Consider the following 12,696-nt stretch of genomic DNA (forward strand, 5'->3'; position numbering starts at 1 on the left):
CACATATGGCAAAGGTCATTGGTATCGACCTCGGCACGACCAACTCGTGCGTCGCCGTCATGGACGGCAAGGAACCAAAAGTTATCGAAAACGCAGAAGGCGCCCGTACCACTCCATCGATGGTGGCGTTTTCCGACGACGGTGAACGGCTTGTAGGCCAGCCGGCGAAACGCCAGGCAGTCACCAATCCGACAAACACGCTGTTTGCAGTCAAGCGGCTGATCGGTCGCCGCTACGACGACCCGACCGTCGGCAAGGACAAGAAACTTGTCCCGTTCGAAATCGTCAAGGCCGACAATGGCGATGCGTGGGTGGAAGCCAACGGCGACAAGTACTCCCCGTCCCAGGTCTCCGCTTTCATCTTGCAGAAGATGAAGGAAACCGCCGAGAGCTATCTCGGCGAAACGGTAACCCAGGCGGTCATTACCGTTCCGGCGTATTTCAATGACGCCCAGCGTCAGGCCACCAAGGATGCAGGCAAGATTGCCGGTCTGGAAGTGCTGCGCATCATCAACGAGCCGACCGCGGCAGCGCTTGCCTACGGACTGGAAAAGAACGACGGCAAGACCATCGCGGTTTATGACCTTGGTGGTGGTACGTTCGACGTCTCCATCCTGGAAATCGGCGACGGTGTCTTTGAAGTGAAGTCCACCAACGGCGATACCTTCCTCGGTGGTGAAGATTTCGACATGGTTCTCGTCGACTATCTTGCCGCTGAGTTCAAGAAGGACCAGGGCATTGACCTGAAAAACGACAAGCTGGCCCTGCAGCGTCTGAAAGAGGCGGCAGAAAAGGCAAAGATCGAGCTGTCTTCGTCGTCTCAGACCGAAATCAACCTGCCGTTCATTACGGCTGACGCATCCGGTCCGAAACACCTGACGCTCAAGCTGACACGTGCGAAATTCGAATCGCTGGTCGAAGATCTGGTCAAGCGGACCAGCAATCCGATGAAGGCGGCTCTGAAGGACGCAGGTCTGGCTGCCGGTGAAATCGACGAAGTGGTTCTGGTCGGCGGCATGACCCGTATGCCGAAGATCCAGGAGACCGTTAAGGCCTTCTTCGGTAAAGAGCCGCACAAGGGCGTGAACCCCGACGAAGTCGTGGCCATGGGTGCTGCGATCCAGGCCGGCGTTCTGCAGGGCGACGTCAAGGACGTTCTGCTGCTCGACGTCACCCCGTTGTCGCTGGGTATTGAGACGCTTGGTGGTGTCTTCACCCGTCTGATCGACCGCAACACGACGATCCCGACCAAAAAAGGCCAGGTGTTCTCTACAGCCGAAGACAATCAGACGGCTGTGACCATCCGCGTTTTCCAGGGTGAGCGTGAAATGGCGGCGGACAACAAGGTTCTTGGTCAGTTCGACCTGGTCGGCCTGCCACCGGCACCGCGCGGCGTACCGCAGATCGAGGTCACCTTCGACATCGATGCCAACGGTATCGTCAACGTGTCCGCAAAGGACAAGGGTACCGGCAAGGAGCAGCAGATCCGTATCCAGGCTTCCGGTGGTCTCAGCGACACTGACATCGACCAGATGATCAAGGACGCGGAATCCCACGCGGATGAAGACAAGAAACGCAAGGAACTTGTCGAAGCCAAAAACCAGGGTGAATCGCTGGTGCATTCCACGGACAAGTCGCTCAAGGATTACGGCGACAAGGTTTCCGAGGAAGACAAGGCCGCGATCGAAAGCGCTCTGGAAGATCTGAAATCCACGCTTGAAGGCGAGGACCTGGAAGACATCAAGGCCAAGACGCAGGCTCTTGCGGAAGCGTCGATGAAGCTCGGGGAAGCCATGTATCAGGCAGCCCAGGCTGACGCCGAAGCCGAGGGTGGCGAGGAAGCCGCTTCCGAAGCCGAGGATGACGTCGTCGACGCGGATTTCGAGGAAGTCAAAGACGAAGACGACAAGAAGTCCGCTTAAACCAAGAAACTGCAGCCAGCCGGATGTCCGGCTGGCTGTTCAAGTCTGGCGCCGGTCGCTTGATTACCCGGTAATACGGGTTCTCGTGTCCGGCGCTTTCGCCGTCCTGGGCGCCGGAGATATCCTGGCCGCCGGTGGCGCAACAACAAGACCGAGAGCTCTTGATGTCCAAACGTGATTTCTACGAGGTACTGGGGGTATCTCGCGAGGCGGATGAAAAGGCGCTCAAAAGCGCTTACCGCAAGATGGCGATGCAATACCATCCCGACCGGAACCCCGGGGATGCAGAGGCCGAAACCCGTTTCAAGGAAGTCAACGAGGCTTACGACACGCTGAAGGACGGCCAGAAGCGCGCAGCATATGACCGGTTCGGGCATGCTGCCTTCGAAAACGGCGGATTCGGCGGTGGCGGTGGTGCCGGGGCGCACGATTTTTCGTCAACCATGTCCGACATCTTCGAGGAATTTTTCGGCATGGGCGGCGGGCGCCGCTCAGGTGGCCGCGAACGCGGCGCCGATCTTCGATACAATCTCGACATAACGCTGGAAGATGCATTTTCCGGGAAGACCGTGGAAATCGAGGTGCCGACAAGCACCACCTGCGACACATGTTCCGGCTCCGGCGCCAAGCCGGGAACAAGCCCGACCACATGCAGAACATGTGGCGGAGCAGGCCGGGTCCGCGCGGCGCAGGGGTTCTTCACGCTTGAACGCACCTGTCCCAGCTGTCAGGGCCGCGGTCAGGTTATTTCCGATCCTTGCGAAAGTTGCAGCGGAGCCGGCCGCAAGACGCAGGACCGGACATTGTCCGTGAACATACCGGCCGGCATCGAGGACGGTACCCGTATTCGTCTTGCTGGCGAAGGAGAAGCCGGGGTCCGTGGTGGCCCTGCGGGAGACCTTTATATCTTCCTGACGATCAAGCCGCACGACCTGTTCCAGCGCGATGGCGCAGACCTTTATTGCCGCGTTCCGATATCAATGAGTACGGCAACACTTGGCGGTCAATTTGATGTTCCCACCGTTCAGGGAAGCACAAGCCGCGTCAAGGTGCCCGAAGGAACCCAGACCGGAAAGCAGTTCCGTCTGCGCGGCAAGGGCATGCCGGTCATGCGTTCCAGCCAGCATGGTGACATGTACATTCAGGTAACGGTTGAGACACCGACGAACCTGACGCGCCGGCAAAGAGAACTTCTTGCGGAATTCGAAACGGAATCGTCTGGCGAAAATCATCCCGAATCGGCGGGGTTCTTTTCGAAAGTGAAGGATTTTATTGACAATCTGGGCGCGTGACTGTGCATTCTGTGCGTCAGGATATAGCAAATCCTTACAATTGCCCCTATATTCGATTCCCTGGGGTTTGGTGAGGTAACATGCTGAAACGCAACAGTATTCGCGTCGAACGTCTTCGGGAGAAGCTGGGCAAGGCCAATGCCGTGCGCACGAAGGTTCTGGATGAGATGAAGTTCATCCGGTCCTGGGCGCAAAATCCCCTGCGAACCGGTGCGGTCTCACCGTCAGGATCCGATCTGGCGACCAAAATGGCGTCATACCTGACACCACGACCCCACTCACGGGTTGTCGAACTGGGTCCTGGAACCGGTGTTGTCACGAAGGCACTGATTGATCGCGGTTTCACGCACAAACACCTCAACCTGATCGAGTACAGCGAAGAGTTCTGTGAGCTCTTGAGCCTCAGATATCCGGGGTTGCCCATTCAGCAGGGCGATGCCTACACATTGACAGAAACCCTCCGCAAGCCGAAAGGGTTCCTCACCGGCGAGACGCAGGTCAAACACACTCTGGATGGAATTGTTTCGTCGCTTCCGCTGCTCACGAGATCGGAGCCGGTCCGCCGGGCCTTGCTGGACGAAGCTTTTCATCTGCTGAAGCCGGGCGCACCCTTTATCCAGTTCTCCTATGGACTGGTTGCGCCGATCAAACCGGATAACCGGGCGGTATCGGTCTACAGTTCCGAATGGGTCTGGAAAAACCTGCCGCCGGCACGGGTATGGGTTTATCGCAAAGGGCACTGAGGCCGGTACTCATCGGTAACCTGGTGCCAGAGCACATCCATTTCTGAATTATCATGTTGATGGCGACCGGTCTTCACATCGGTTGCCTTTTCACTTTAGTCCGTTGTTTGTGCGAACGCTTTCCCGTTTGCCGCAGCGCCGACATCGTGTCGAAATCCACTGTTTCCGTGCGAATTGCAGTCTCATTTGCATTCACGGTGACGTGAGTCACAGGTCCTTTCAGCAGTATTCGTGAATAAGCGTTGCTTGGTATTGTTTTTTAATGATTGGACAATTTTCAAATGATCAATTCATGCATTGGTATTGGCGGCTCCGTAGGCCGGTTCGGAACGAATGAACAGTTGGATGTCAAGACGGTTCAGACCCGGTTGAACGCCCTCATGGGATCTTCACGCAAGGAATTGTCGGTCGACGGAAAAGTCGGCTCGAAGACCATAGGAACAATCAAGGACTTTCAGGCGAGTGTCGTCCGGCTGCGTTATCCCGACGGCCGCGTGGATCGGGGCAACCGGACCATTCAGGCGCTCAACGACCCGAACTCGGCCTCTGTCTGGCAACGGATGTGCATCCCGCCCGCAGCTCATCCATCCACGGTTGCCAATGATACGATGCGCGACGATCGCCTGACACCGGCAGAAAAAATGCTGGCCAGGGAAGCGGCCAAACTCGGTGATAGTGATGCTTTTGACGAGTTCAGACGTGAGCTGATCGACAAGAGCATCCCCGGCATGAAGAAGTTTCTTGGTACGATCGGGCGTGCCGAGGATGCACGCAAGGTCATTGCCGCCTGGTCGCAATTGCGCAAGTGGGGCTTTTCCGTTTCCGAAGCGCGGGACGTGATGAAGGCCATTTCCGGAATGAAAGGGCGCCAGTTCGGAGCCCTGGATGCGATCGGGTCACCGGCGTCGAAATTTGGCAGGTTCCTGGGGAGCTTTGGTAGCAAGGTCGGTGCCGTGGGACAGGTTATTACCCTGATCGAGGTCGCGGACAAGTTCGAACAGGGCGATTATCTTTATGGCACCTCCGAGCTTTACAAGCACTTCATGGGCAAGGCCATTCCCTGGGCCGGCATGGTGGAGGGTCTGCAGAGCCTCGTCGAGGCAATCGCTCCCGGATCGGTCAAGAACAGCAAGGTTTTTCAGGTAATCCGTGCCTGCGACCCGATCGGCCTAGGCGCTTCGGGCGTCGACAGCATGACGACCCTGGTCCTTGGAGCTGTCCACCTCATTCAGACAGGCGACATCGACATCGCTCGTTTGAGCCGTCTGGTCGACCGCATGAAACAGGGACCGACAAAACTGTTTGCCGACATGGGAGAAGATCTTGGCGATTCGGCCTATGAAATGTCCAGGTGGCGAAAGGACGACTGGACATATGCCGTCAAGAGCATACCGGGGTTTATTGCAAGCCTGTTCTGATCGGAGGGAGGCGGGCATGCCAAATGTGCCCGCCTGCTCGGCCTTTTGGTGGAAACACTGGTAAACGAGTTGGCATTTGCCATATCAATAAGACCGAATTGTCCTGTCTACGGCTGAAAGGGTCTGTTGATGCGCAGTCCAAAGATACTTGTTTTTTCCGGGTCCGTGCGGAGCGGCTCCCACAACGGAAAACTTGCTGCACTCGTCGCCAAGCGGCTTGCAATCCTGGACGCCGAGGTCACGCATCTTTCGCTGAAAGACTACCCCTTGCCGATTTATGACGGAGATCTGGAAGAAGCGAATGGTGTACCCGAAAATGCCAAAAAGCTTCAGCGGCTCTTTGTCGGGCATGACGGAATTTTCCTGTCTTGTCCCGAATACAATGCCGGCGTGACACCCCTCCTGAAAAATACGCTCGACTGGATCAGCCGGGTCAAGGAACCGGGCGAGCCTTACAGGAACAGCGTGTTCGCACTGGGCGCAGCCTCTCCGGGCGGATTTGGCGGCATGCGCGGTCTGATCGGCATGCGAACGATCCTGGAAGTCGGATTGGGTGCACCGGTGCTGCCGCAGATGGTGTCCGTGCCAAAGGCAATGACCTCATTCGACGACAGGGACGAGTTGGCTGAAGAACGGGTCAGCGGGCAGCTCGACAAACTGGTCGAGGCGCTTCTGCGCGCAGCGAGAATCGAGATGTCGCACTAGAAAACGTCACGCTTGAATTGTCGTGATGCGTCTCGCAGCAAACTGATGGCTTGGAAAAGCCGGAAATGCCGCCTACATAGGGCGGCAGCATTGATGAAACCGAGCAGCAATCAAGAACCCAAGAGGAATGAATGAGCGAAACGCGCGAACCGGCTCAATGGCACGGGACGACGATCATGATGGTACGCAAGGGCGACAGGGTCGTCATTGCAGGCGACGGACAGGTATCCCTCGGCCAGACCGTGATCAAGCATTCCGCCCGAAAGGTGAGACCCCTGGCCAAGGGTGAAGTGATCGCCGGGTTCGCCGGTGCGACCGCAGACGCTTTCACCTTGTTCGAACGCCTGGAAGCGAAGCTTGAACAATATCCCGGACAACTGATGCGCGCCTGTGTCGAACTCGCCAAGGACTGGCGGACAGACCGGTACTTGCGACGCCTTGAAGCGATGATGCTGGTGGCCGACAAGAACGTGTCACTGGTTCTTACCGGGACAGGTGATGTACTCGAGCCAGAAGGAGGCATAATGGGTATCGGATCCGGTGGTAACTATGCACTGGCCGCGGGCAGGGCACTCGCCGATACCGATTTCGACGCGGAAACCATTGCCCGCAAGGCGATGGCTGTTGCCGCCGAGATCTGCGTTTACACCAACTCAAGCGTAACCCTGGAAATGCTTGAAGTGACCGACTAGCCGGCCATGATCACGTTTCGTCCCGTCACCCATGAGGATTTGCCGACACTTGAAATCTGGATGGCAAGACCGCATTGGCGTAAATGGTGGGGAGAACCGATCGAGGAAACCGGATATGTCAGGGAGATGGTCGAAGGGCGCGATACAACGCTGCCTTTCATCTTCCGACTTGATGGCCTGGACAAGGGTTACATTCAGGTCTGGTACGTAAAGGACCAGTTGGAAACGGACTTTGCCAAGGACTATCCCTGGCTCAATTTACTGCCACGTGAAGCTGTTGGGGTTGACCTCTCCATTGCCGATGAGGAAGACCTTTCAAAGGGAATTGGAACAAGAGTATTGCAGGCGTTCGTCCGGAAACTGCGCCAGGACGGCTATGATCGGATCATCATCGATCCGGACCCGGCCAACCAGAGAGCGGTAAAGGCTTATCGTAAAGCCGGATTTCGGGAGATACCGGATCTTCTGGGTAAAACGGATGACAGCCTGCTTATGGAACACATGAATACGGAAGGCGTATCGTAAAAAATGACCGATTTTTCTCCGCGCGAGATCGTTTCCGAACTCGATCGCTACATTGTTGGCCAGAAGGATGCCAAGCGGGCGGTGGCGATTGCCCTGCGCAACCGTTGGCGCCGTCAACAGTTGCAGGGCCAGATGCGGGAAGAGGTTCTTCCGAAGAATATTCTCATGATCGGACCGACCGGCGTCGGCAAGACAGAGATTTCGCGTCGTCTCGCCAAGCTTGCGAACGCGCCTTTTTCCAAGGTGGAAGCGACGAAATTCACCGAGGTCGGCTATGTTGGCCGTGATGTGGAACAGATTGTTCGTGATCTTGTTGAAGCGGGCATTACCCTCATCCGGGACAAAAAGCGCGACGAAGTGAAGGCCAAGGCCCATGTCCTCGCCGAAGAGCGGGTCCTGGATGCGCTGGTTGGATCGAATGCGAGCCCGGCTACCCGAGATAGTTTCCGAACGAAACTGCGCGACGGCGAAATGGACGACAAGGAAATCGAAGTCGAGGTCCGCGCCCAGGCTCAGATGCCGAGTTTCGAATTGCCCGGGATGCCCGGCTCAAGCGTCGGCGTCATGAACATGTCGGATATTCTCGGCAAGGCGTTCGGTGGCCAGACCAAGACCAAGCGGACGACTGTTCGCGAAAGTTATGAACTTCTGATCAATGAGGAATCCGACAAGCTGCTTGACGAAGACAAGGTCGTTGAAGAAGCGATTGCGCTTGTCGAAAATTCAGGCATCGTTTTCCTGGACGAGATCGACAAGATATGTGCGCGCGAAGGCCGAGCTGGTGCGGATGTGTCGCGCGAAGGTGTTCAGCGGGATCTTCTGCCCCTGATCGAGGGAACGGTCGTTTCCACGAAACACGGCCCGGTGAAGACTGACCATATCCTGTTCATTGCGTCCGGTGCCTTCCATGTCGCCAAGCCGTCCGACCTGTTGCCGGAATTGCAGGGACGTCTGCCGATCCGGGTTGAATTGCGTGCGCTTGACAAGGATGACTTCCGCGCAATCCTGACGGAGCCCGAGGCCAGCCTGATCAAGCAGTATGTTGCCTTGATGGAGACGGAAGAAGTCACGCTCGCTTTCACCGAAGAGGCGATTGAGGAAATTGCATCCGTCGCGGTTGATCTCAATGCATCTGTTGAAAACATCGGCGCGCGTCGTCTCCAGACCGTCATGGAGCGGATACTTGACGAAATTTCCTTTACGGCCCCCGACAGATCGGGAGAAGCCATTGAGATAACGGCGGAATTCGTGAAGGAAAACATCGGCGACCTGGCAAAGAACGTCGATCTGTCGAAGTTTATTTTGTAACGCCAGGGTTGACGCAAGCGACGATTTCGCCGCTTGCGATGCGCGCGCACCGATGGCAGCATGCGTTTATGGTAGCGATACGGAAAAGTAACGAGGAAGGCCATCGCCGGAAATTTCTGGTCGTGGTCGACGAGACGCCCGAATGCGACAGGGCAATTGTCTATGCCGCAAAGCGTGCAGCGCGAACCGGTGGGGTGGTCACGCTCGTGTTCATGATTGCGCCGGGCGACTTCCAGCACTGGCTCGGTGTCGAGGACATCATGCGGGCTGAAGCGCTGGAAGAAGCGGAATCAACGCTTGCAAAGGCTGCCGAGCGCGTCAGGTCGGTGGCCAGAACGGAACCGGAAACAGTTGTACGCGAAGGCACCAATTCGGAAGAAATTCTGGAATTGATCGAGGCGGATGCCGACATCGCAATCCTTGTACTGGCAGCCAGCACAGGGTCGGAAGGTCCCGGACCACTGGTGTCTTCCATTGCGGGCAAGGCAGCCGGCACGTTTCCGATCCCGGTGACCATCGTACCGGGCAATCTGGACGACGACTCGATCGCCGCTCTTGCCTAGTTTGGGCGCCATGAACGAAGTGAAATCACTGTAGGAACTTGATCTGGAAGGATCAGGACCTATCTAGTTTTTAACTATTCCAAACTGCTGCCAGATGGGTTACAACAATCCATCGGTGTTTTGCGATGGACGAGAGGCGCAGGACACCAGACCTTGGACGCGTTGATCAAACGCAAGGACAAAGATCATGTTCATTCAAACCGAAGCAACTCCAAATCCGGCCACATTGAAATTCCTGCCAGGACGGGTCGTCCTGCCGGAAGGCACTTATGACTTCCGCACCAGGGCAGATGCCGGAGTGTCTCCGCTCGCGGAAAGGCTCTTCGATGTACCGGGCGTAGCCGCGGTGTTTTTCGGCCACGACTTCGTGACGGTAACGAAAGACGACACGGACTGGCAGCACATGAAGCCCGCCATTCTTGGCGTCATCATGGAGCAATTCATGTCGGGGCAACCTGTCATGGCCGCCGGTCAGGTGGAAGACATCGAGGAAGGCGAGTTTTTCGATGAAGGTGCCGAAGAGACCGTAAACACGATCAAGGAGCTTCTTGAAACACGTGTTCGCCCGGCCGTTGCCCAGGATGGGGGAGACATTACCTTCAAGGGCTTCAAGGAAGGGATCGTGTATCTGTCGATGCGCGGTGCGTGTGCGGGATGCCCGTCCTCGACGGCAACGCTGCAGCACGGAATTCAAAATCTGTTGCGCCACTTTGTACCGGAAGTCGAGGAAGTCCGGCCGATCTGATTGGATTTTCCCGGTTTTTTCAAGGGCTCGGCCTTCATGCCGGGCCTTTTGCATTCCGATACCGCATTCTCTCCGGAACGCAAGCCCTCAATTGGACTTAGGTCCAAAGCTCGGCTCGACTCGAGCGCCTCGCCGCGGTAGTGGCAAGAAGGACAAAAACCCTTGAGCCAGGCCGACATGCGTGTTCTTGCCATCGATACAGCACTCGCCAATTGCGCTGCCGCAGTTCTCGACAACGGTGCAGAGACTGCGTGTTTCGAAGCCTGTAGTGAGGAAATCGGTCGCGGGCATGCCGAGGTGCTGATGGACATGATCGGCGAGGTCATGGCGGAAACGTCCACAGCCTTTTCCGATCTGGATCGTGTGGCCGTCACGGTCGGGCCGGGCAGTTTCACGGGACTGCGTGTCGGACTTGCTGTCGCCCGAGGATTCGGTCTCGTCCTCGGCAAGCCGGTCGTGGGCATCACCACACTTGCCGCAATTGCGCGTTCCAACGCGCCGGCGGATAACGGTGCGCCGCTGCTCGTGGCGCTGACTGGCAAGGGAAACGAGGTATACTGTCAGGAATTTACGTCTTTAGGGGACAAGTCTGGCGACGCTGCCGTGCGGACACTTGACGATCTTGCGGCAACACTGCCACGGAGCATAAGATTGGCAGGGTCGGCCGCAGAAAAAATCGCTCAGGCGCTGGATCTGCCGCAGGATCAGATCATCTCGAGGATGGAATTTGCGGCGATACGGGAGGTTGCCGAACTCGGCCTTGTTGCTGATCCGGTCGTTTCCACACCGTCACCGCTATATCTGCGACCACCCGATGCGACGCCGCAGACCAGAGGAAGGATTGAACGGCAATGAGTTTCTGGTGGTTCTGGGCCCAGCCGCCGGTTGTGGAAGAAGCGCTGGACGAGGACCTGCCGAAGATAGCCGATATCCACGCTGCCTCGTTTCCGAACAAGTGGAATTCCGAAGAACTTGCGCGCATGAAGGCGCAGGAGGGTGTCGCGATCCTGGTCGCACGCCGTGCCAGTCCATACGGAACGCGCGCTCCGCTGGGATTTCTCATTTTGCGCACGGTGGCCGATGAAGCAGAGGTGATCACAATTGCCGTGCATCCAAGACAGCGCGGGCGGGGCATCGGCAAAAAACTGATGGAAGCCGGCCTGTTCAGGCTTTATGGCGAACGCTGCAGCCATCTGTTTTTGGAAGTGGACGCGGCGAACAATGCCGCATTGCTGCTCTATCGCAGCCTCGGCTTCAAGCAGGTTGGCCAGAGAAAAGGTTATTACAGCGAGAGTGGCGGTGACGGCACGGCGCTTGTCATGCGCATCGATCTTCGCTAAGCGCTGTATTACGAAAATTCCGGTCAATCAGCAGGCGACGAACCAATGACGGATGAGCGGCAAACAACGCTGGCGGAAATGTGCGTGGCAAAGGGTATGCGCATGACCGAGCAGCGCCGCATCATAGCTACGGTGATCGAGGAAGCTTCCGACGACCACCCTGATGTCGAGGAACTCTACCGCCGGTCTGTCGCGATCGACAAGGGAATATCCATTTCGACCGTCTATCGCACCGTCAAGCTTTTCGAAGATGCCGGAATGATCGAACGACACGACTTCCGGGACGGTCGGTCACGCTACGAGACGGTGCCGGACGAGCATCACGACCATCTGATCGATCTGCGCAGCGGTCGGGTGATTGAATTCCGGAGCGAGGAAATCGAGGCGCTACAGGAATTCATCGCCAAGAAGCTCGGTTACAAGCTGGTCGATCACCGGCTGGAACTCTATGGTGTTCCGCTGGAGGCTTCAAAAGGTGAAAAAGGTGATGGCTGAAGTCAAGGCCGCCTGGACAATTTTCGTTCTGGCGCTCGTCTCGCTGGTCCTGATCCCGCTGCAGTGGATATCGCTGAAGCTCAAGCTTCGCGCCCGGAAAAAACTTCCCCAGATCTGGCACCGGATCGCCACGCGCCTGGTCGGGATCAAGATCAGGCAGATCGGTGTTCCCTCGACGGACCGTCCGCTGCTCATCACGGCAAATCACGCTTCGTGGGTTGATATTGCCGTTGTCGGTTCCCTGATCCCCCTTTCCTTCATCGCAAAGTCGGAAGTGTCCGGCTGGCCGATCTTCGGTCTGCTCGCAAAGCTTCAACAGACCGTTTTCGTCAATCGCACGCGACGGAGCGAGACGGGCCAGGTTGCGGACGTGATCGCCGAACGCATGGCGGAAGGCGACGCGATGGTTCTGTTCGCGGAGGGAACGTCGAACGACGGCAATTGCGTGCTTCCTTTCCGCTCCGCTTTGCTGGGCGCAGCCACGCGAGCAATTGGAGACGACGAAACCAACGTTTGGGTCCAGCCTCTTTCGATTGCCTACCAGGGCTTTTACGGACTTCCGATGGGCCGGGCACACCGGCCGCACGTGGCCTGGTACGGGGATATGGAACTTCCCGGCCATCTTTGGGGAATATTCTCGCGAGGTGCTCTGGATGTTATCGTGTCCTGGGGAGAACCGGTTCTTGTTGGCAAAACGACGGATCGCAAGGAACTCACACAGCGTCTGGAAAATGAAGTTCGCGCGATGACGATCTCTTCTTTGCTGCAAAAACCGGTCGAGAGTACAGATTCTGGCGAAATCGGACCCCGCGAGTTCTTCTCAAACGACGAAAAACCCGCTAAAGCTGGCGCCTGATTTTGAGTGCCGTCCGCAGCAGTGACTGTCTGAGAGACGAAGCGAACGGAAATTTTCCGATCGCCCGCTATACCGGAGCAAGTCCGGGCACC

The 12,696-nt window shown here is 57.1% G+C and carries 14 protein-coding genes; all 14 read left to right on the top strand.

Annotated features, from left to right (window positions below; all coding sequences use genetic code 11):
- Positions 1-5: 5 nt before the first annotated feature.
- Entirely contained in the window at positions 6-1,922 is a 1,917-nt protein-coding gene (dnaK, locus tag ACO6TI_RS08140) for a molecular chaperone DnaK (protein WP_055119111.1), read from the top strand.
- A gap of 164 nt (positions 1,923-2,086) precedes the next feature.
- Complete coding sequence (gene dnaJ / locus ACO6TI_RS08145; protein WP_055119716.1) at positions 2,087-3,214, top strand: molecular chaperone DnaJ; 1,128 nt, start codon at positions 2,087-2,089, stop codon at positions 3,212-3,214.
- Between the two features lie 80 nt (positions 3,215-3,294).
- Positions 3,295-3,957, top strand: a complete 663-nt coding sequence (locus ACO6TI_RS08150) for a class I SAM-dependent methyltransferase (RefSeq protein WP_108873258.1) — start codon at positions 3,295-3,297, stop codon at positions 3,955-3,957.
- Between the two features lie 281 nt (positions 3,958-4,238).
- Positions 4,239-5,375 (top strand): peptidoglycan-binding domain-containing protein, encoded by a 1,137-nt coding sequence (locus ACO6TI_RS08155; protein WP_422384730.1) that lies wholly within the window; start codon positions 4,239-4,241, stop codon positions 5,373-5,375.
- Positions 5,376-5,504: 129 nt separating this feature from the next.
- Positions 5,505-6,080, top strand: a complete 576-nt coding sequence (locus tag ACO6TI_RS08160; RefSeq protein ID WP_422384731.1) for an NADPH-dependent FMN reductase — start codon at positions 5,505-5,507, stop codon at positions 6,078-6,080.
- Between the two features lie 131 nt (positions 6,081-6,211).
- The gene (gene hslV, locus ACO6TI_RS08165; RefSeq protein ID WP_029064128.1) at positions 6,212-6,772 is read left to right on the top strand and encodes an ATP-dependent protease subunit HslV; all 561 of its coding nucleotides are present in this window, start codon (positions 6,212-6,214) and stop codon (positions 6,770-6,772) included.
- Between the two features lie 6 nt (positions 6,773-6,778).
- Complete coding sequence (locus ACO6TI_RS08170) at positions 6,779-7,297, top strand: GNAT family N-acetyltransferase (RefSeq protein WP_055119119.1); 519 nt, start codon at positions 6,779-6,781, stop codon at positions 7,295-7,297.
- A 3-nt stretch (positions 7,298-7,300) separates the two neighbouring features.
- Positions 7,301-8,605, top strand: coding sequence for an ATP-dependent protease ATPase subunit HslU (gene hslU, locus ACO6TI_RS08175; protein ID WP_422384732.1), 1,305 nt, complete (start codon positions 7,301-7,303; stop codon positions 8,603-8,605).
- A 68-nt stretch (positions 8,606-8,673) separates the two neighbouring features.
- Positions 8,674-9,168 carry a universal stress protein gene (locus ACO6TI_RS08180; protein WP_055119721.1) on the top strand — a complete coding sequence of 165 codons (495 nt, stop codon included), beginning with the start codon at positions 8,674-8,676 and terminating at the stop codon, positions 9,166-9,168.
- Positions 9,169-9,355: 187 nt separating this feature from the next.
- On the top strand, positions 9,356-9,913 hold the full coding sequence (locus ACO6TI_RS08185; protein ID WP_029064132.1) for a NifU family protein: 558 nt from the start codon (positions 9,356-9,358) through the stop codon (positions 9,911-9,913).
- Positions 9,914-10,075: 162 nt separating this feature from the next.
- The gene (gene tsaB / locus ACO6TI_RS08190) at positions 10,076-10,768 is read left to right on the top strand and encodes a tRNA (adenosine(37)-N6)-threonylcarbamoyltransferase complex dimerization subunit type 1 TsaB (RefSeq protein ID WP_209012217.1); all 693 of its coding nucleotides are present in this window, start codon (positions 10,076-10,078) and stop codon (positions 10,766-10,768) included.
- Positions 10,765-11,253, top strand: coding sequence for a ribosomal protein S18-alanine N-acetyltransferase (rimI, locus tag ACO6TI_RS08195; RefSeq protein ID WP_055119126.1), 489 nt, complete (start codon positions 10,765-10,767; stop codon positions 11,251-11,253). Before tsaB ends, rimI begins: the two co-directional genes overlap by 4 nt.
- Before the next feature lie 45 nt (positions 11,254-11,298).
- Positions 11,299-11,748 (top strand): Fur family transcriptional regulator, encoded by a 450-nt coding sequence (locus ACO6TI_RS08200; RefSeq protein WP_055119129.1) that lies wholly within the window; start codon positions 11,299-11,301, stop codon positions 11,746-11,748.
- On the top strand, positions 11,741-12,604 hold the full coding sequence (locus ACO6TI_RS08205) for a lysophospholipid acyltransferase family protein (protein ID WP_104701368.1): 864 nt from the start codon (positions 11,741-11,743) through the stop codon (positions 12,602-12,604). Before ACO6TI_RS08200 ends, ACO6TI_RS08205 begins: the two co-directional genes overlap by 8 nt.
- Positions 12,605-12,696: the final 92 nt, after the last annotated feature.

Origin of the sequence: Roseibium album (assembly GCF_965233825.1) — a bacterium.
In the GTDB taxonomy this organism is placed as follows: domain Bacteria; phylum Pseudomonadota; class Alphaproteobacteria; order Rhizobiales; family Stappiaceae; genus Roseibium; species Roseibium album.